Annotated in this window: 17 protein-coding genes, 1 tRNA gene and 2 pseudogenes; 12 read left to right on the top strand and 8 right to left on the bottom strand. The window is 58.4% G+C overall.

What is annotated here, in order from left to right:
* Nucleotides 1–27: 27 nt before the first annotated feature.
* From QRN38_RS19705 to QRN38_RS19690, 4 genes are all read left to right on the top strand, one after another.
* Entirely contained in the window at nt 28–1365 is a 1338-nt protein-coding gene (locus QRN38_RS19705; protein ID WP_005767110.1) for a S41 family peptidase, read from the top strand.
* Between the two features lie 3 nt (nt 1366–1368).
* Nucleotides 1369–2151 (top strand): divergent polysaccharide deacetylase family protein, encoded by a 783-nt coding sequence (locus tag QRN38_RS19700; RefSeq protein ID WP_007246844.1) that lies wholly within the window; start codon nt 1369–1371, stop codon nt 2149–2151.
* A 252-nt stretch (nt 2152–2403) separates the two neighbouring features.
* Complete coding sequence (locus tag QRN38_RS19695; RefSeq protein ID WP_057417485.1) at nt 2404–4230, top strand: M60 family metallopeptidase; 1827 nt, start codon at nt 2404–2406, stop codon at nt 4228–4230.
* Nucleotides 4231–4448: 218 nt separating this feature from the next.
* Nucleotides 4449–5945 carry a trypsin-like serine peptidase gene (locus QRN38_RS19690; RefSeq protein ID WP_057417486.1) on the top strand — a complete coding sequence of 499 codons (1497 nt, stop codon included), beginning with the start codon at nt 4449–4451 and terminating at the stop codon, nt 5943–5945.
* A 4-nt stretch (nt 5946–5949) separates the two neighbouring features.
* Here the strand turns inward: QRN38_RS19690 and QRN38_RS19685 are convergent, their stop codons facing one another.
* The 8 genes from QRN38_RS19685 to QRN38_RS19650 form a co-directional block, all read right to left on the bottom strand.
* Entirely contained in the window at nt 5950–6705 is a 756-nt protein-coding gene (locus tag QRN38_RS19685; protein WP_057417487.1) for a substrate-binding periplasmic protein, read from the bottom strand.
* Between the two features lie 186 nt (nt 6706–6891).
* On the bottom strand, nt 6892–7662 hold the full coding sequence (gene hisF, locus QRN38_RS19680; RefSeq protein WP_002551458.1) for an imidazole glycerol phosphate synthase subunit HisF: 771 nt from the start codon (nt 7660–7662) through the stop codon (nt 6892–6894).
* 19 nt (nt 7663–7681) lie between these two features.
* The gene (gene hisA / locus QRN38_RS19675; protein ID WP_007246848.1) at nt 7682–8419 is read right to left on the bottom strand and encodes a 1-(5-phosphoribosyl)-5-[(5-phosphoribosylamino)methylideneamino]imidazole-4-carboxamide isomerase; all 738 of its coding nucleotides are present in this window, start codon (nt 8417–8419) and stop codon (nt 7682–7684) included.
* Nucleotides 8420–8524: 105 nt separating this feature from the next.
* The gene (locus tag QRN38_RS19670) at nt 8525–8785 is read right to left on the bottom strand and encodes a DUF2164 domain-containing protein (RefSeq protein ID WP_010201070.1); all 261 of its coding nucleotides are present in this window, start codon (nt 8783–8785) and stop codon (nt 8525–8527) included.
* Between the two features lie 4 nt (nt 8786–8789).
* On the bottom strand, nt 8790–9428 hold the full coding sequence (gene hisH, locus QRN38_RS19665) for an imidazole glycerol phosphate synthase subunit HisH (RefSeq protein ID WP_007246850.1): 639 nt from the start codon (nt 9426–9428) through the stop codon (nt 8790–8792).
* The gene (gene hisB, locus QRN38_RS19660) at nt 9428–10021 is read right to left on the bottom strand and encodes an imidazoleglycerol-phosphate dehydratase HisB (protein WP_002551454.1); all 594 of its coding nucleotides are present in this window, start codon (nt 10019–10021) and stop codon (nt 9428–9430) included. The genes hisH and hisB overlap by 1 nt, the downstream gene beginning before the upstream one ends.
* Nucleotides 10022–10113: 92 nt before the next feature.
* Complete coding sequence (locus tag QRN38_RS19655; RefSeq protein WP_007246851.1) at nt 10114–11313, bottom strand: amino acid aminotransferase; 1200 nt, start codon at nt 11311–11313, stop codon at nt 10114–10116.
* 237 nt (nt 11314–11550) lie between these two features.
* A complete protein-coding gene (locus tag QRN38_RS19650; RefSeq protein WP_011105432.1) occupies nt 11551–13212 on the bottom strand; it encodes an OFA family MFS transporter in 1662 nt (553 codons plus the stop codon).
* A gap of 500 nt (nt 13213–13712) precedes the next feature.
* Here QRN38_RS19650 and QRN38_RS19645 point away from each other — a divergent pair, with 500 nt between their 5' ends.
* The 8 genes and pseudogenes from QRN38_RS19645 to QRN38_RS28360 form a co-directional block, all read left to right on the top strand.
* Entirely contained in the window at nt 13713–15950 is a 2238-nt protein-coding gene (locus QRN38_RS19645; protein WP_057417488.1) for an AsmA family protein, read from the top strand.
* Between the two features lie 84 nt (nt 15951–16034).
* Nucleotides 16035–17102, top strand: a complete 1068-nt coding sequence (gene mutY / locus QRN38_RS19640; RefSeq protein WP_024667774.1) for an A/G-specific adenine glycosylase — start codon at nt 16035–16037, stop codon at nt 17100–17102.
* Nucleotides 17099–17371 carry an oxidative damage protection protein gene (locus QRN38_RS19635; RefSeq protein WP_002555777.1) on the top strand — a complete coding sequence of 91 codons (273 nt, stop codon included), beginning with the start codon at nt 17099–17101 and terminating at the stop codon, nt 17369–17371. The genes mutY and QRN38_RS19635 overlap by 4 nt, the downstream gene beginning before the upstream one ends.
* A gap of 101 nt (nt 17372–17472) precedes the next feature.
* Nucleotides 17473–17548: transfer RNA gene (locus QRN38_RS19630), tRNA-Phe, on the top strand.
* 209 nt (nt 17549–17757) lie between these two features.
* Complete coding sequence (locus tag QRN38_RS19625; protein WP_005767161.1) at nt 17758–17985, top strand: type II toxin-antitoxin system Phd/YefM family antitoxin; 228 nt, start codon at nt 17758–17760, stop codon at nt 17983–17985.
* A pseudogene (locus tag QRN38_RS19620) lies at nt 17982–18334 on the top strand (type II toxin-antitoxin system VapC family toxin). The gene QRN38_RS19625 and the pseudogene QRN38_RS19620 overlap by 4 nt, the downstream one beginning before the upstream one ends.
* A 176-nt stretch (nt 18335–18510) precedes the next feature.
* Complete coding sequence (locus tag QRN38_RS19615; protein ID WP_005767164.1) at nt 18511–18789, top strand: hypothetical protein; 279 nt, start codon at nt 18511–18513, stop codon at nt 18787–18789.
* A 311-nt stretch (nt 18790–19100) separates the two neighbouring features.
* Nucleotides 19101–19877, top strand: a pseudogene (locus tag QRN38_RS28360) (PAS domain-containing protein); the annotation flags it as partial.
* Nucleotides 19878–19891 lie beyond the last annotated feature (14 nt).

The raw sequence follows: 19891 nt of genomic DNA, 5'->3' as shown, positions 1-19891 counted from the left end.
GCCAATATCTGTAGGAGTTCGTTAGACATGCTGCATTTGTCCCGCCTCACCTCGCTGGCCCTGGCAATTGCCATCGTTATCGGCGCGCCCCTGGCGCAAGCTGCCGAAAAAACCGCGCCAGCCACGCCTGCAGCAGTCGCACCCGCCAAACCCAATGCCAACGCCAAGCCGCCGCTGCCGCTTGACGAGTTGCGGACCTTTGCCGAGGTCATGGATCGGGTCAAGGCTGCCTACGTCGAGCCGGTGGACGACAAAACGCTGCTGGAAAACGCGATCAAGGGCATGCTCAGCAACCTTGATCCGCACTCGGCCTACCTCGGCCCGGAAGACTTCCAGGAGTTGCAGGAAAGCACCAGCGGCGAATTCGGTGGTCTGGGCATCGAAGTAGGCGTCGAAGACGGCCTGGTCAAGGTGGTTTCGCCCATCGACGATACCCCCGCCTCCAAGGCTGGCATTGAGGCAGGCGACCTGATCGTGAAGATCAATGGCACGCCGACCCAGGGCCAGAACATGCAGGAAGCAGTCGACAAGATGCGCGGCAAGATCGGCGAAAAAATAACGCTGACATTGGTGCGCGATGGCGGCACGCCGTTTGACGTAACGCTGGCGCGGGCGACCATTCAGGTCAAGAGCGTCAAGGCGCAGATGCTGGAAAACGGCTACGGCTACATCCGCATCACCCAGTTCCAGGTCAAGACCGGCGACGAGGTCGGCAAGGCGCTGGCCAAGTTCCGCAAGGACAACGGCAAGAAGATGAGCGGCCTGATTCTCGACCTGCGCAACAACCCTGGCGGCGTGCTGCAATCGGCAGTGCAGGTGGCGGACCACTTCCTCACCAAAGGCCTGATCGTCTACACCAAAGGCCGCATCGCCAATTCCGAACTGCGCTTCTCGGCCGACCCGGCAGACGCCAGCGAAGGCGTGCCACTGGTGGTGCTGATCAACGGCGGCAGCGCCTCTGCGTCGGAAATCGTCGCCGGTGCCCTGCAAGACCAGAAACGCGGCATCCTGATGGGTACCGATACCTTCGGCAAAGGCTCGGTGCAAACCGTTCTGCCGCTGAACAACGATCGCGCACTGAAGATCACTACGGCGCTGTATTACACGCCGAACGGTCGCTCTATTCAGGCGCAGGGTATCAACCCGGACATTGTGGTACGTCGGGCCAAGGTCACCAGCGAAGCGGACGGCGAGAACTACAAGGAAGCCGACCTGATGGGTCACCTGGGCAACGGCAATGGCGGCGCCGACAAACCGACCGTCAAAGGCAGTGCAGCGGCCAAGGCGCGTCCGCAGGATGACGACTTCCAGCTCAGCCAGGCGCTTAGCCTGCTGAAGGGGCTGAGTATCACCCGCGGTAACTGACGGGTGCGCTTTCTCGGCTCGCTTCTGTTGGCACTCTCGATCACTGGCGCTGCGCATGCAGCGCCAGTCGATCATGCTGAAAAAACCTCGAAAGCCTACTTCACCCTGATCATCGACGATCTGGGCCAGAACCCGGTGCGCGACAGCCGTACTCTGGCGCTCCCAGGCCCGGTCACGCTGGCGATCATGCCCGACACCCCGCACGCCACCGAGTTTGCCCGCGAGGCCCATCGCGCCGGTAAAACGGTGATTCTGCACATGCCGATGGACCCCGCGACCGGCCCTTACGCCTGGCACCCCGAGCTGCCTCTGCCGGAACTGGAAAGTCGTCTGAATGCAGCGCTGCTGAAAGTGCCGTATGCCGCCGGTATCAATAACCACATGGGCAGCCGCATGACCGCCGAGCCGGTCGCCATGACCTGGCTGATGGCCGAACTGCAGCGACGTCATCTGTTTTTCGTGGACAGCCGCACCAGCGCAAAAACCGTGGCCGCCGCCGAGGCGCAGCGCATCGGTCTGGCCAGCGTTTCGCGCGATGTATTTCTGGACGACGAACGCACGGCCGAAGCCATCACCCGCCAATTGCAGACTGCAATCAAACTGGCCCAAAAGCACGGTTCAGCGGTGGTTATCGGTCACCCCTACCCGGTCACGCTGGACGTGCTGGAGCGCGAGCTGCCCAAGCTCAAGGCTCAGGGCGTCGAATGGATCGACCTGCGCAGCATGATCAGCGAACGCGGCAATCAGGCGAGTGCGGCGCATGGCAAGAATGGACTTTACCGCTGATCCCGTTAACAACGAAACGTGCCTATCAGTTCTGCTAGTAACCTTCCGCCAAGAGCCGACTCATACTGCGCTGAACTGGTTTGGACATGGCCGTAACAGCGCGGTAGGCAGCATCCTGTTGCACCCGTCACCCACCCTTGCTGTACCAGACGATTGTAGGCGCGAGCGCACGGTGTCTCACCCGCGATGCTTACCCTACCCGACTTTTTTTCCTGGATACAACGTATTCGGGCAGCAAGAGGTAATGATTCGATGGACGATTTTACGACAGTCAATGCAGGAGCAAAGGGTGCGCAAGAATTTATCTGCGGCACCGACACTTCATACTCTGAAGAACAATCAACGCGTATAATTTCAATTGCCGCAACCAGCATAGCGGCCATTTCAGATGATCGGGTCGAGGTTATCGTCGGCGTCAGAGGAGCAGCGCCTGGGGCGATAGTTGAGGCGTTCAGAGCGGACGGCATATGGGCCTCTATCGGCTCGGTGGTCGGGCCTCAGCTGTCCAACCCGGATGTACCTTCAAGCTATCTTATGGACGCTGAGCGCATTAGTCTACGCATAGCCGGCTTTCCAGGCACTCAGGTTACGTTTTACGTCCATCCGATACTGACCCGCTTGTCATCACACGAAAACAACGATGGCAGTATCTCGGTGACCGGATCTACTACGATGCGGTCAGGGTTGGTGGAAGCGTTGTCCGGCAATGCCTGGAAAGGCATCGGTATCGTCACCGAAGGCGTCTTCTCCAACACGGCAGTTCCGTCTACCTATCTGTATAACGCTAATACAATGCGGGTTCGCGTGCGTTACAACGTTGGAGTTGTAGCCTCCGGCGCGCTTGATTCAACGCTTGAGTTCCCTCATCCACGGTCGGTGCTTATTCAACCGCTGCAATCTGCCGCTGCAGAGCAGGCGGCGATGTCTTGGCGATTAAGGTGGGCCGATTATCAGCCAACAGGATATTTTGCGCCGGCGGGAACAGACGTTGAGCTATGGATATCGGGCAATACTGAAAACCTGACCGTGCTGGTCGGCACACAAGGCATGGCGGACCGAAACAACCCGTTCAGGCAATCCGAAAACATGCGGGAGACACCTCTATTCAAAGGAAAGAACATTATCCGAGATCCCTTGGGAGGTGCGATTCACATCCGTAAATTAATCGGAAGCACGACCGGCGCAGCGCGGATTGTGTTTATGCGTGGGGCGATACCGATGCCCTACTATGTCAGTGGTGCCACTGCCCAACTACAATGGCTATTAATGCTGCTGCTGACAGAAGCGCCCGAAGTGGAGTTGGTGGGTGCACGCATAGTCGTTGCTGCGCTTAAAGAGACGGCGCTCAAGTTCTCGAGTGTCGGCGCTCAAGCGGTGATGCGCTCTCATGAAGAAGTGATGCGACTGGAAGCAGAGGTCAGCGGGCTGGATGGCTCTGCGCCTATTCATACCAGGCCTGCTTTGTTGATCTATGCAGTGGAAGGTTCAGGCACTGCAAACCCCCATGCAACCACAGGTTGCATCGTCCTGCCCCACACGGACTATATCAGCCAGTATAACGAGGCCCTACTTGGGGGGCTGGCAGCCGAGCGATGGGTTACATTGCACGAATATGGCCATCATTATCAGACCTCTTACAACTCGTACGGTCCTTTTGGCGAAATCACCGTCAATTTATATGCCCTTGCAGTCAGTCTGCACTACATAAACGAATACACATACGTCTTCCCTGATCGCTGGTCTGGCACTGTGAATTGGCTGGCATTACCACGCACTGCGAAAACCTACGGGGCGCCCGAATCTGACCCGCTGGCAATGCTTGAACAACTGCGCAAGGGGCTGGGTGAGGGTTTTATGCCCGCATGGCACCGTTACATCAGAGAAAACCCAGGCGAGGCGCCAGGCCTAAAATACTTTGTGCTGTCGGCGTGCATTGCGGCTAAACGTAACCTCACTGAGTTTTTCGCTGATTGGGGCTTGCTCAAAGTCACAGACACCGAAGTGTGGATCGCTGTAAGCGCACTTGGCTTTCCCTACCCGTCACAGCGACTGACCGCGATCAGGCCTTATAGGGATTAAGCAGCGTTCGGTTGCGGCTGGTTGTAGACCGACACTTGTCACACAGCGCGAACCAACGGATACACTCCCCAGGTTCGCGTCAGCACTTTCTAAAAGCGGAGTAGGCCAAATCTGTTTTCCATGTCCACCGCCGTTTCAGCCTTGATAACCCTGTCGATTCCGGCTTAAAGGAAGGTGTCTCCATGACGGAGGCCAAGACACTGCTATCAAGGATGATTATGAAATTACCCACGATTACAGGTGCGTGCTGTATCGCCGCACTGCTGCCCTTTTCCATTCATGCTGCCGCCACCGACCTGGGCGAAGGACTGCTTTCCCTTGCCCCCTCCAAAGTCCTGCTCAATGCCGATAGCTCACGCGACCACTGGAACGGCATCGGTCGTATCAAGAGCAAGGGCGGGTCGAGCTGCACTGCTACGCTGATCGACACCCGAAGCCCGGACAGCACGCCTGACGCCCCGGCCTATGTAGTCACCAGTGGCCACTGCATCAGCCGACAGAACGGCGTGATCATCACCGACCGTGAGGTCGAAGGCAGTATCCAGTTCAACTTCTTCACTGACAGCACGGCGCGCAGCTATCCGCTGAAACGCATCAACTGGAGCAGCATGCAGGGTGTGGACCTCGCCGTTGTCGAGTTGCAGCCAACGCTCAAGTCGCTGATCGACGACGGCATACAGCCGCTTGCACTGGCCAGCGAAATGCCGGAGCAGGACCGCGAAATTCTATGGGTGGGTGCCCCGCTCAACAAGGATACCGGGCATCTGCGCATGGCAGCGTGTGTGCATAAGACGTCGGAAGTGATCATGGAGCAGCCTTGGGTCTGGCGTCACACGGTGCGCAATCAATGCCGGGATGTCGATACCGGGGCCTCCGGCAGCCCGCTTCTGACCCGCGACAACAACGAGGTTTATGCGGTCCTGAACCTCACCAACCAAGCCTCGTCGGATAACGCAACTGAAAACTTCAGTGACGAAATACCCGGCTTTCCACCCATGGTCGCCGACAGTAACTATGGCAACCCGGTCACGCTGCTGAACAAATGCTTTGTCGACGGCACGTTGAGTACGGATCCGGCAATCTGTGACCTGTTTCCAACGTTCTCGGTCGACTTTGAAACGCTGGGCAGGCAGCCGGCGCAGCTTGCAAGGGTGCAACTGGATGCCGAAGGCAGGAATGTCTATCCGTTTTGGGACCTGCGATTTCTGATCGATACGCCGCTGTACCGTTACAAGAAGGTCGACTCGGCCATGCAGTGCGAAGACCCGGTGGGTTACAGCCACACCATCAGCTCACAGGATGCGGCCATTGATGATCCTGTGGATCGGCAGATCGGAATCAACTGGTTGTGCATGATCGGCGTGTCTTCGGCAGAGCACCTTCCCACTGTCGGTCTGATGCGCAATGCACTGACGCTTGCCATCGAGCTGCAAGCGGCGGGACCTACACCTGAGCCGCAGGTGAAGATCGGCAAAAACCGCTTTGGCGCATTATCGGTCAGTTGGTCCTATGAGCATCGCTTGATCGACCACTACACGGTCAAGATGGGTCCACCGGATACTACTGACTGTTCGGAGCCTGAAGGTTTCAAAACCCAGCTCCGCGACCTGACATTGCGCGCGAAGTCGCTGCCGTTGAAGATCTGCACCTACGCCCACGATATCAATGGGCAGCCTTCTGCCTTACGCGAAGACATCGTTCCCGCAGCCGGTTGAGCGGTTACTGATAGCGCGCCTTGACGGCGTCGACCCAGCCTTCGGCGCGCATCTGGTCAAGCGCCGCTTGCAAGCGGTTGACGATCTCGTCAGGCGTGCTTTTGTTGACGGCCAGGTACAACTCGGCGCTGTTGAAGCGCAGCGCTGTCTTGAACCCGCTGACACCTTCAAGCTTCGCCAGATAACGACCTACAGGATCGCCCACCGCCCACAGGTCGATCTGACCATTGGCCAGTTTTTTAACGTTGTCCCGGTCACGCAGCATCAGGATCGGATTGAGCCCCATGGCGTTCAGGCGCTCGCCGATAGCATCGCCCTTATAGGCACCGATCCGGTAATCCTTTGCCTGCTCCAGCGACGCTAACGTGATGGGGCTGTCACCGCGGGCGAGCATGATCCAGTCATAGGAACCTAACGGGCCGATCCACTTGAACAGCTTCTCCCGCTCGGGCAGGCGGGTGGTGGAGAACACGCCGTAGCCAGACTTGTCGAGGGCAAGCTTGTAAACGCGATCCCACGGAAAGCGCAGGGTCATGCTGTAGCCGATGTTCGCGCGCTTGAACATCTCGCGCACCACTTCAGCGGCAATGCCGTCGATGTTGTTTTCCTGAGCGAAGTTCTTGCCATCGACCGCCATGTTGAACGGCGGGAAATTCTCGGTCAGCAAGACCATGGAATAAGGAGGTGACTCGCTGGCCTGGGTGCTTTCGCTCAACAGGATGCCGACCCCGATCAGGGCAAGGAAAAAACGTTTGAACATGTTCCGGCACTCGATCGTGAACGACGCATGCAGAGTGACGTGAACCCGGTGCACTGTCTAGCCCGGTACTTTGCGATGTCGCTTACAGACAATAAACCGGGGCGAAGGGCCTGAAACGAAAACGAGCATCGATCGTTTCAAGCTTATGGGCTCAAACAAGCGACGCTCGCTTTTTTGCAGGACGATTTAACGCACCACAATCCCGCGACTGGCCATGTACGCCTTGGCCTCAGGAACGGTGTATTCGCCGAAGTGGAAAATACTCGCCGCCAGCACTGCACTGGCATGGCCTTCGATCACGCCCGCAGCCAGATGCTCAAGGTTTCCGACACCACCCGAGGCGATGACCGGGATGCCCAGCGCATCGCTGATGGCGCGGGTGACGCCCAGGTCGAAGCCGTTTTTCATACCGTCCTGATCCATGCTGGTCAGCAGGATTTCGCCAGCGCCCAGGTCTTCCATCTTCTTCGCCCAGAGCACCGCATCCAGCCCGGTAGGCTTGCGTCCACCGTGGGTAAAGATTTCCCAGCGCGGGGTTTCACCCGGGCCGGAGACCTTCTTGGCGTCGATAGCAACCACGATGCACTGCGAGCCGAAACGGGCGGCGGCTTCACCGACAAATTCCGGGTTGAAGACTGCGGCGGTGTTGATCGAGACCTTGTCGGCACCTGCATTGAGCAGGTTGCGTATGTCCTGCACGGTGCGCACGCCGCCGCCCACGGTCAGTGGAATGAACACCTGGCTGGCCATGCGCTCGACGGTATGCAGCGTGGTGTCACGGCCATCGACGCTGGCGGTGATGTCGAGAAAGGTGATTTCGTCGGCACCCTGCTCATCGTAACGACGCGCGATTTCCACCGGGTCGCCAGCATCACGGATGTTCTCGAACTTGACGCCCTTGACCACTCGACCGTTGTCGACGTCCAGGCAAGGAATGATGCGTTTGGCTAGGGCCACAGAGTCAGTCTCCAGCTATTCAGCGTTGTTCGCGGTCGCAGAGCGCCTGGGCTTCAGCCACATCCAGCGTGCCTTCGTAGATCGCACGACCGGTGATTGCGCCGATGATGCCCGGAGCCTTCGCATTCAACAGCGCCTGAATGTCGCCCAGATTGTGAATACCGCCCGAAGCGATCACCGGGATCCGCGTGGCGGCCGCCAATGCTGCGGTGAACGGGATATTGCAGCCCTGCATCATGCCGTCTTTGGCGATGTCGGTGTACACGATGGCCGACACGCCGTCGGCTTCAAAGCGCTTGGCCAGATCAATGACCTGCACAGTGCTGACTTCAGCCCAGCCGTCGGTGGCGACAAAACCGTCCTTGGCGTCCAGACCCACGATCACCTTGCCGGGGAACGCGCGGCAGGCTTGCGCCACGAACTCGGGATCTTTGACGGCCTTGGTACCGATGATGACGTAGCTCACACCGGCCTTGATGTAGTGCTCGATAGTTTCCAGCGAGCGGATGCCGCCACCAATCTGGATCGGCAGGTTCGGGTAGCGTTTGGCGATGGCGGTAACCACATCACCGTTGACCGGCTGACCTTCGAACGCGCCGTTCAGGTCGACCAGATGCAGACGGCGGCAGCCACCGTCGACCCACTTGGCAGCCATGGCCACCGGGTCGTCGGAGAACACCGTGGAATCTTCCATCCGGCCCTGACGCAGACGTACGCAGGCGCCGTCCTTGAGGTCGATAGCGGGGATAATCAGCATGCTTATTCCTTCGTCAAAAGAGCGGCAAGCTGCAAGCGATTAGCTGCAAGTATGCGTACTCACCAATTCTTGCAGCTTGAAGCTCAACGCTTGAAGCTGCTTTATCTAATTCTTTTCGAGTGCCCAGAGATCACTTTCGATGCTCTCGAAGCGCTCTTTGAGGTGCTGCTGAACATCGAAAATAGCGCGATTGTAGTAATGCGGTGCGATCTCGCGAGTGAACAGTTCAAGCACCTCTGCCACCTCAAACGAACCCAGGTCCAGCTCGAAACGGTCGGCGAACAGACGCTTGAGCTTGTCGATCGCCTGCTGCTCATGCTCGGGCGAGAGGGTCAGAATGGGCGGCTTGCCCTTGGCTTTGCTCATGCGCTTACCAGCGACCATCCCAGGCGGCGAAGTTCTGCAGCAATTGCAGGCCGTGGGTGTGGCTCTTCTCCGGGTGGAACTGCACGGCGAAACGCGAACCGTCGGCCAGTGCTGCGGCAAAATCGAGGCCATAGTGACCACGCCCGACCACCTGACGCTGGTTGGCGGCATCGATGTAGAAGCTGTGCACGAAGTAGAAGCGCGCCAGGTCCGGAATATCGTGCCACAGCGGGTGATCGACCGCCTGCGTTACCTGATTCCAGCCCATGTGCGGCACTTTCAGGTGCTCGCCTTCTTCATGCAGGTTCTTGCCGAAGAACTTCACCTGGCCGGGGAACAAACCAATGCAGTCCACGCCGCCGCTCTCTTCACTTCTGTCGAGCAACGCCTGCATGCCGACGCAGATGCCCAGAAACGGGCGATCCTTGCTCACCTCCCTGACCAGCGAATCAAAACCCAGACGGCGGATCTCGGCCATGCAGTCGCGAATCGCGCCCACACCCGGAAACACCACACGGTCGGCTTCGCGAATCACCTTGGCGTCACTGGTAATCAGCACACGGCCTGCGCCCACATGTTCCAGCGCCTTGGCGACCGAGTGCAGGTTGCCCATGCCGTAATCGATGACCGCAACCGTCTGCATCAGAGCACACCCTTGGTGGATGGCATTTGCCCGGCCATGCGCTCATCCAGCTCGACCGCCATGCGCAGTGCACGACCAAAAGCCTTGAACACGGTTTCGATCTGGTGGTGAGTGTTGGTGCCACGCAGGTTGTCGATGTGCAGTGTCACGTTCGCGTGATTGACGAAGCCCTGAAAGAACTCCTGAAACAGGTCCACATCAAAGCCGCCAACCGTGGCGCGGGTGTACGGCACATGCATCTGCAGGCCCGGACGACCCGAAAAATCGATCACCACACGCGACAGCGCTTCGTCGAGCGGCACATACGCGTGGCCGTAACGACGAATGCCCTTCTTGTCGCCGATGGCCTGGCTGAACGCCTGGCCGACGGTGATCCCGACGTCTTCTACCGTATGGTGGTCGTCGATTGCCAGGTCGCCCTTGCATTCGATGTCCAGGTCGATCAGCCCGTGCCGGGCGATCTGGTCGAGCATGTGCTCAAGGAAAGGCACACCGATATCGAATCGGGCCTTTCCGGTGCCATCCAGGTTGATCGAGGCTTTGATCTGGGTTTCCAGAGTATTGCGCTCGACGTACGCCTTACGTTCGGCCATCACCAGCTCCGCAAAATCATTGGGCGAAAAAAGGCGAGCATTATAGGCTCAGAAGCGCTCGCCATGAAGCAAACAGACGACCAGCAGGGCATTTAGTGGGCAAAGAGGCTCGCAATCGCGTCACACACCTTGTCGATATTTCTTTCATTCAAGCCCGCCATGCACACCCGGCCACTGCGCAGCATGTAAATACCGTGAACATCTTTCAGCTCGTCAACCTGCTGCGGCGTCAATCCGGTGTAGCTGAACATGCCGCTCTGCCTGAGGATAAAGCTGAAATCGCGCCCGGCAACTTTCTGCGCCAGCACCGAAACCAGACGGCTGCGCATGTCGATGATGCGCAGGCGCATGGTTTCGACCTCGCTCAGCCACTGATCACGCAGTTGCGGTGTGTTGAGCACTCTGGACACCAGAAACGCGCCATGCGCAGGCGGACTGGAATAGTTGCGACGTACTGTGGCCTTGAGCTGGCCGAATACATTGGCGGCCGATGCGGTGTCTTCGCAGACCACCGATAGCCCGCCGACCCGCTCGCCATACAGCGAGAAGATTTTCGAGAACGAGTTGCTGACCAGCGTGGTGATGCCCGCGTCGGCCATCGCGCGGATAGCGTAGGCGTCTTCGTCGATGCCTTTGCCGAAGCCCTGATAGGCGATATCCAGAAACGCGATGAGCTGGCGATCCTTGATCACTTCGATCAACCGGTCCCACTGCTCGACGGACAAATCCGCGCCAGTCGGGTTGTGGCAGCACGGGTGCAGCAAAAGGATGCTTTGCGCCGGCAGACCCTGCACGGTGTCGAGCATAGCCTCGAACCTGACGCCGCCAGTCTGGGCATCGAAGTAGGGGTAAGTATTGACCTTGAAGCCCGCACCGCCGAACAGCGCAAGGTGGTTTTCCCAGGTCGGATCACTGACCCACACCTGAGAATCGGGGAATGCATATTTGAGGAAGTCGGCCCCCACTTTAAGCGCGCCCGAGCCGCCCACGGTCTGGATAGTCGCCACGCGACCGGACTGCACCAGCGGATGGTCGGCGCCGAACAACAGGGTTTGCACCGCCTGCCGGTAAGCCGCCAGGCCTTCCATCGGCAAATAGACAGAAGCCGCCTGCTCGCCTTCGGCCAATTGTTGTTGCGCTGTTGCCACGCATGCCAACTGCGGGATACGACCCTGCGCGTCGTAATACAGACCGATGCTCAGATTGACCTTGTCTGCGCGTGGATCCTTGCCAAAGGCTTCCATCAGCGAAAGGATCGGATCACCGGCGTACGACTCCACGTGGGCTAGCATGCAAACAACTCCTTCAGGCAATAAACACAGGGGTTGCTAATGTAGCAGCGTCTGCGGGGGAACGGGCAGTGCATCGAGTACATCGGGTCAACTGAATATCGCTATCGCGACGAACACAGTGGTCATCGTTCCCATGCGGAGCACTGGCACGATAGTCAAAAGTGCAGCGCACCAAAAACCCAGGCAAAAAAAAGCGCCGGCACCGAGGTGCAAGCGCTTTTGGTTACCTGCAGGCTTTTAGTGAAACAGCACTGCGGTCTTTTGCAGGGTAATCCAGACGCCCCATGCCAGCGGGATGCCGACCGCCAGCCAGGCAGCGATCACCAGCGGCTTGCTGGAGGAGGATGCTTTCCACTCCAGCGAAGTAGCGGCGCTAGCGCCCTTGTCGCGACCGATGGCCTGTTCAGCAGCCAGTTCGGCGTCGGTCATGAAGTACTTGTCGGCAACCGGACGAATCAGCAGGTTGCAGATAAAGCCCAGCACCAGCAGACCCGCGAGGATGTACAAGGTGATGTTGTAGGCATCGGCACGCGCAACACCGTGGCTGAGTTGATACTCGCGCAGGTAGTTGACCAATACCGGACCCAGCACACCTGCCGCAGCCCATGCAGTCAGCAAACGACCGTGGATCGCACCCACCATCTGCGTACCGAACAAGTCAGCCAGATAGGCCGGAACCGTCGCGAAACCGCCACCGTACATCGACAGCACCACACAGAAAGCCGCTACGAACAGCGCAATGCTGCCCATATGACCCAGTGTCGGAACCGAAGCGTAAAGCAGGAAGCCCAGCGCGAAGAACACAAAGTAAGTCGCTTTACGGCCAATGTAGTCCGAGCACGACGCCCAGAAGAAACGACCGCCAATGTTGAACAGGCTCAACAGACCGGTGAAGCCGGCTGCAATGGCAGCAATGGCCTTCAGTTGATCAGCATTGAGTTCGCTGAATGTCAGATCGTTGCCCAGCAGTTTGCCGGCGAACACTTCCTGCAACAGTGGCGAAGCCATGCCCAGGATACCGATACCGGCCGACACGTTAAGGCACAGCACCAGCCAGACCAGACGGAATTGCGGTGTTTTCCAGGCCACGCTGACGTGCACGTGACGGTTGGTGATCATCGAGTTCTTGGCCTTGGCAGCCGGAGCAGTCCAGCCCTCAGGTTTCCAGCCAGTTGGCGGAACACGATAGCCCAGCGCGCCGCCGATCATGAAGATGAAGTAAATCACCGCCATCACCACGAAGCTCTGCCAGACGCCCACGCCCTCAGCCGAAGCGAAGTGGCCCATCAACGCAGTGGCCAGGGGTGCGCCCACCATCGCGCCGCCACCAAAGCCCATGATCGCCATGCCGGTCGCCATGCCGCGTTTGTCCGGGAACCACTTGATCAGGGTGGATACCGGGGAGATATAGCCCAACCCCAGACCGATACCGCCGATCACGCCCGAGCCCAGCCACATCAGCCAGATCTGGTGCGTGTAGATACCCAGCGCGGAAATCAGCAGACCGCCACACCAGCACAGTGCCGAAACAACACCTGCCTTGCGTGGACCTGCGTGCTCCAGCCAGCCACCCCAGATGGCAGCCGAGCAGCCCAGGAAGATGAAGAACAGCGTGTAGATCCAGCCCAGCATGGAGATCTGCCAGTCACAGGTCGACGCGAACATCTGCGCGAAGAAACCCATGTCCGGAGTGCAAGCAACAGGTGCAGTTACACCGACTGCCTTCGACAGTGGCAACCAGAACACCGAGAAGCCATAAGCCATGCCGATGCAAAGATGGATTGCCAATGCTGCTGGTGGAACAAGCCAACGGTTGAAACCGGGCTTGGCGATAATGCGCTCTTTGGACAAGAACGCAGGCTGAGCGGCTTCGCCGCCCAAGGCTGTACTTGTGCTCATTATAATTACCCCAATGTGTGAAGCTCGCAGATGGTCCGCTGGTCCGCCACAGACTCCATGCCGTGCGGCCATGTCTGTTTTATCGGCAGGTGATCTGGATACGTGACAAAAAGACGCACCCTACCCCAGCAAAAACGGAGACTATCACTGTCTGATGGCAAATAAGCATCTTGTTGCAGGCTTTTTATTATCAATATCAAAAGGTTAATCCGCGCCCTCTATGAGCCCATAGATGTACTCAATTAAGTAATATCAAAATCCCTGTTCTGCGCTGAGTCGGACTACTAACTTTGGGGTCTGCTTAACCCCTGGAAGATGCTCGAAAGATAGTGCGGCACGTACAGCGTCCCCTCGTTTTTCGTCCACTCCGGACCTGAATCGAGGACCGCAACCCGTTCAAGCTGAACACCCACGAGCAATAACGGCATCCGCAGCCCGGTCCGTGCGTCAGAGCGGTATACTCGTGGGCTATTTTTGAACATCGACACAAGGACTCGCCCATGAAAGCGTTCGGCAAAATCCTGGGGCTGTTTATTCTCGGGTTGTTGCTGATCATCGTGGCTCTGGGCTTCGCCCTGACCCACCTGTTTGATCCCAACGACTACAAAGACGAGATTCGACAGCTGGCACGCGACAAGGCAAACGTCGAGCTGACGCTTGACGGCGATATCGGCTGGAGCCTGTTCCCCTGGCTCGGCCTGGAATTGCACGAGGCCCATGTCGCCACCCTGACCGCACCCGATCAGCCGTTTGCCGATGTGCAGATGCTTGGCCTGTCCGTTCGTGTTCTGCCACTGCTGCGCCGCCAGGTACAGATGAGCGACATCCGTGTCGAAGGTCTGAACCTGACGCTGCACCGCGATGAAAATGGCCATGGCAACTGGGAAGACATCGGCAAGCCTGCTGTCGCAACCACCGGCACACCCGGCGAAGCGACCCCTGCGCCAGCGCCAGCGCCAGCGCCGGACGCGGCAAAACCCGATCGCCCTTCTCAGCCCATCAGGCTGGACATCGACAGCCTGACCGTCAATAACGCTCGCGTTGATTACAGCGACGCCCGAAAGGGCCGAACCTTCACGGCCGAGAGTATCCAGTTGAGCACCGGGCCGATTCGTGAAGCGTCCGATATCCCGATCAAACTGACAGCGTTCCTGAGCACAAACCAGCCGGTTGTGCGCACCAAGACCGAGCTGGTCGGCCAGTTGCGCATGGATCGCGTGCTCAAGCGCTATCAGTTCGAAGACATGCGCCTGTCCGGCGAAGTCGCAGGCGAGCCGCTGCAGGGCAAATTGGTAACGTTCTCGGCCCAGGGACAACTGCTGGTGGACCTCACCGCGAACATCGCCGAATGGAACAGCCTCAAAATCTCGGCCAACCAATTGCGCGCGCTGGGCGAATTGCGCGCCCGCGACCTGGACAAAACCCCGCAGATCAGCGGCGGCCTCTCCATAGCCTCGCTTGATCTGCGCGCATTCTTCGAAAACATCGGTCAGCCGCTGCCAGCAATGGCAGAAGGTGCGCTGAGCAAGGTTGAAATGGTCACGCGCCTCAGCGGCACGCCCACCAGCCTTGCGTTGGAAAACCTCAACCTGAAAGTTGATGACAGCACCTTCACCGGGCGCATTGCTGTAGACGACTTCGCCAGACAGGCGCTGCGCGTCCAGCTCAAGGCTGACACCTTCGACGCCGACCGCTATCGCCCGGCTGAAAGCGAAGAAAGCAAAGGCGCCAAGGCTGCGCGCAAATCCGAAGTGCAATCGGGCGAAGCCGCCGCCATTGCAGGCGACTCGCCGCTGCCCGAGCAACCGACCAAGGCGGCCTGGAGCAGCGCAAAACTGCTGCCACTGGAGCGTCTGCGCACGCTGGATGTCGTGGCAGACCTGAGTTTCGGCAAACTCACCCTGAACAAGCTGCCCATCGGCAATGCTGCGCTCAGGACTCAGGCCAGCGGTGGCGTGATCAAGCTCGACACCTTGAGTGGCGATCTCTACAACGGCAACTTCGAGGTCAAGGGTGACCTGGATGCACGTCCGGATGTGCCGGTTGCGAGTGTACAAACGCGTGTTGCCAAGGTGCCGATCGAGCGCGTTCTCGAAAGCCAGGGCCAGACACCTCCCGTACGCGGCCTGCTGACCCTCGACAGCAGCATGACCGGCAAGGGCAACAGCGAAAAAGCCCTGATCGACAGCCTCAATGGCACCGCCAGCTTTGCACTCAACAACGGCGTGCTGGTCAATGCCAACCTGGAGCAGCAACTGTGCAGAGGCATTTCGATCCTCAACCGTAAAACGCTCAGCGGCGAACCGCGCGCCAAGGACACACCGTTCCAGCAACTCAATGGCACGCTGGTCATGCGCAACGGCGTCGCCAGCAACCCCGACCTGAAAATGCGCATTCCGGGCATGACCGTCAACGGCAACGGTGACGTAGACCTGCGCGTACTGGGCATGAACTACCGCGTCGGCATCATCGTCGAAGGCGACAAAAGCGACATGCCGGACCCGGCCTGCGAGATCAACCCGCGCTTTGTCGGCATCGAGTGGCCGGTGCAGTGCCGTGGCCCCCTGGAACTGGGAGCCAAGGCCTGCCGTCTGGACAAGGAAGGCGTTGGCCAGATCGCCGCGAAGCTGGCCGGCGACCGGATCAGCGAGAAGCTCGAGGGCAAGCTGGACGAGAAACTGGGCGACAAGGTCAGCCCTGAACTCAAGGACGCGCTCAAGGGATTGTTCAAGCGCTGAGGCGCAGCACAGGAGCGCCATTCTTTGGCGCTCCTGCACTGGCAAAAAACTTTTCACATCCCGACTATGAGAGCCCACCCGGCCATGCAACCCGAACAATTCTCCAGCGCCGTGCTGGACTGGTACGACCGTCATGGTCGGCATGACCTGCCCTGGCAACAAGGCATTACGCCTTACCGGGTCTGGGTATCGGAAATCATGCTGCAGCAGACTCAGGTCAGCACCGTCCTGAATTACTTCGACCGCTTCATGGAAGCCTTGCCGACCGTGCAGGCGCTCGCCGAAGCCCCGGAAGACGAAGTGCTGCACCTGTGGACCGGGCTGGGTTACTACACCCGCGCCCGCAACCTGCAGAAGACCGCCAGAATCGTGGTCGCCGATCACGATGGCGAGTTTCCCCGCGACGTCGAAAAACTGATTTTGCTGCCAGGTATCGGCCTGTCCACCGCCGGCGCGATTGCCAGCCTGAGCATGGGCCTTCGCGCGCCGATCCTCGACGGCAACGTCAAACGCGTGCTGGCGCGCTTTACCGCGCAAGAGGGCTACCCCGGCGAACCCAAGGTCGCCAAACAGCTATGGGCCACTGCCGAGCGCTTCACGCCGCACAGCCGGGTCAACCACTACACCCAGGCGATGATGGACCTCGGCGCCACGCTCTGCACCCGCAGCAAACCCAGTTGCCTGCTCTGCCCGCTGGAACGAGCCTGCGAGGCGCACATGCTGGGCCTGGAAACCCGCTACCCGATCCCCAAACCGCGCAAGACCGTGCCACAGAAACGCACGCTCATGCCCATGCTTGCCAACGAAGACGGCGCGATTCTGCTTTATCGTCGCCCCTCCAGCGGCTTGTGGGGTGGTTTGTGGAGCCTGCCGGAGCTGGATGACTTCGATGACCTGCAACACTTGGCCACGCAACATGCGCTGCAACTGGGCGAGCATCACGAACTGCCGGGGCTGGTACACACCTTCAGCCACTTTCAGTTGAGCATCGAACCCTGGCTGGTCAAGGTCCAGGAGTCCGCCGATCACGTGGCCGAGGCCGACTGGCTCTGGTATAACCTCGCCACCCCGCCACGCCTGGGCCTTGCGGCCCCGGTGAAAAAGCTGCTCAAACGCGCAGCTGACGTATTGAACGCAGGAGAGTCGTCATGACCCGCACCGTAATGTGCCGCAAATATAAAGAAGAACTGCCCGGCCTGGAACGCGCCCCGTACCCTGGCGCCAAGGGCGAAGACATCTTCAACCACGTCTCGCAGAAAGCCTGGGCCGACTGGCAGAAACACCAGACCCTGCTGATCAACGAGCGTCGCCTGAACATGATGAACGCCGAAGACCGCAAATTCCTCCAGACCGAGATGGACAAGTTCCTTTCCGGCGAAGAATACGCTCAGGCCGAAGGCTACGTTCCCCCCGAAAAATAAAGCGTTTCACGCAGTGAAGGTCGTAAGCGTCGGTAATAATTCAATTTTTTTAAAAAACACGCTTGACGACCTCCTGAAAAACACGTTTAATGCGCCCCGTTGCCCAGATAGCTCAGTCGGTAGAGCAGGGGATTGAAAATCCCCGTGTCGGCGGTTCGATTCCGTCTCTGGGCACCACCTTTCGTTTTCAGGTGATGCCAAGCACACCTGAAAGCACACAAGAAGCCCGCCTCGTGCGGGCTTTTTGTTGTCTGGAGCTAAGCCCTGCAATCTTCCTTGACGCGACCGGCCCCAGTCGATAAATCCATCGCCTTCGGATGTAACGCTCGTTACTTAGTCCACCCACTGGACCAAGATAAGACCTTACTTAAACGGGAGGCTATACCATGCAAACCCACAACATCCACGCAGCCAAAACCCACTTCTCGCAGCTGGTCGACGCAGCGGCGGGTGGCGAAACGATTATTATCGCCAAAGCAGGCATACCGGTTGCCAAGCTGGTGCCCATTTCTGCACCCAAGCGCAGAGGAATGTTGAGCCACGTGATGTTTGACGCAGAAGCCTCGGATGCCATGGACGCAGAAATTACAGAGCTTTTTGAGGGCAAGGAATGAAGCTGCTGCTCGATACGCACATTCTATTATGGGCTGCAACCGGCGATACCAAGCTCCCCGCGGCGGCAGCCCAACTTATTGACGATGAGGCCAACACCTTCATTTCAGTGCAGCGAGCATATTGGAACTGACGATAAAAGGTGCAGAGCGCACAGGCGTGAACCCCGCACTGCTGCGCAAGGAACTGACAGATGCAGGTTATCTGGAGCTACCCATCACCTCGACTCACGGACTGGCCGTTGCCAGCCTGCCAAACCATCATCGCGATCCATTTGACCGAATTATGGTTGCTCAGGCTCTTGCAGAGGGTCTTACTCTGGTCACGCATGACAGCGCCATGCACGCCTAACCTCACACCACCATCGTTTGAATCCACATGCTTTCCGAACAGCCATTGGGCCTCTGATCGAGACTAAATTCGGCATCAAGACGCGCCATCCAGAGCTATGAGCCCCTCCATCCCATTGAACTAATTTTCCCCGCCCGCCCTCGAAGCCATACATTTGCTTCCACAAGGAAAATTCCGTGCTCAAGTTTACCGCCTCCGCCCTCATCATCGTCGCCACGCTGGGTCTGGCTGCCTGCGACAGCAAGTCCGAACAGAAAGCACAGGATGCTCAGGCTCATCAGGAAAAATCCCAGGAAAAGATGGAATCTGCTCAGGACAAGGTGAACGAGGCTGCCAAAGAAAACACTGAAGCCGCCAAGGACAAAGCTGCGTCCAAAGAAGCCGCTGCTGAAGAGTCGAAAACCTTCGTGCCGACCTCCGAAGTGACCAAAACCATTCAGCCGGAAAAAAAGTGAAAACAGTGAAAACCCTTCACAAACTTTTCACAGCCGACAGGTCATTGTAGAGCTGCTCCCAAGTGTGAATCCTTAAGCCCGCTCCCCCATCGCGGGCTTTTCTTTGTCCGCAATTTGGCCGATAACAGTGTGTATGGGGCAGTCCTCGGCATTCGCCATCGAACAGTTGACCCCTTCGCGGAAAAGCAAATTTTTGACGCTGATAAACCGTCTGGTTTATCGGATACCGTTCATCCTGACAAATTAATGTCGCAGCCTTTCATGTCGATACCCTTATCACGCAAGTCCACTAACACACCAAGGGGCAGGTTATGTTCGGAAACAAGAACAAAGCTGAACTGACAGCCATGAAGGCCGAGGTAGATGGACTCAAAGGACTGACAAGCGCACTGGAAAAATCAATGGCTGTGGTCGAGCTTGGTCTCGACGGCAAGATCCTTCGGGCCAACGATAACTTTCTCGCCACGATGGGCTACCGGGCCGATGAGCTGACCAGCAAGACGCACCGCGACTTCTGCGAACCGGAAGTACTCCGTAGCCGTGAGTACGCTGATCTGTGGGCAGCGCTCAAGGCCGGCAAGTTCATCTCCGGGACATTCAAGCGCATCAACAAGAACGGCCACAGTGTCTGGCTTGAAGCCAGCTACAACCCGGTGACCGACACTCAGGGCAAAGTCGTCAAGGTGGTCAAGTACGCACTGGACGTCACACGGCGCGTGATGCTGGAGAACGAGACCAACAGCAAGCTCGCTGCAGTAGACCGGGCCATGGCGGTCTGCGAGTTCGAGCCCAACGGCAATGTGATCACCGCCAACGCCAACTTCCTGCACGTCATGGGTTATGCGCTGGCCGAGATCAAAGGCAAGCATCACAGGTCGTTCTGCGAACCGTCACTGGTCAACAGCCCGGAGTATTCCGAGTTCTGGCGCAAGCTGAACAACGGCGAGTTCATTGGCGATCAGTTCAAGCGCCTTGGCAAGCATGGCCGGGTCGTCTGGCTTGAAGCCACCTACAACCCGGTCTTCGATGTCGACGGCAAGCTCTACAAAATCGTCAAGTTCGCCAGCGACATTACCGCTCGGGTCGAAAAGCAGGAGGCCGA

It is taken from the genome of Pseudomonas sp. CFBP2511, from assembly GCF_030209255.1.
In the GTDB taxonomy this organism is placed as follows: domain Bacteria; phylum Pseudomonadota; class Gammaproteobacteria; order Pseudomonadales; family Pseudomonadaceae; genus Aquipseudomonas; species Aquipseudomonas avellanae.
Note: the sequence above shows the minus strand (reverse complement) of the source record. Positions and strands in the feature narration are given on the sequence as shown.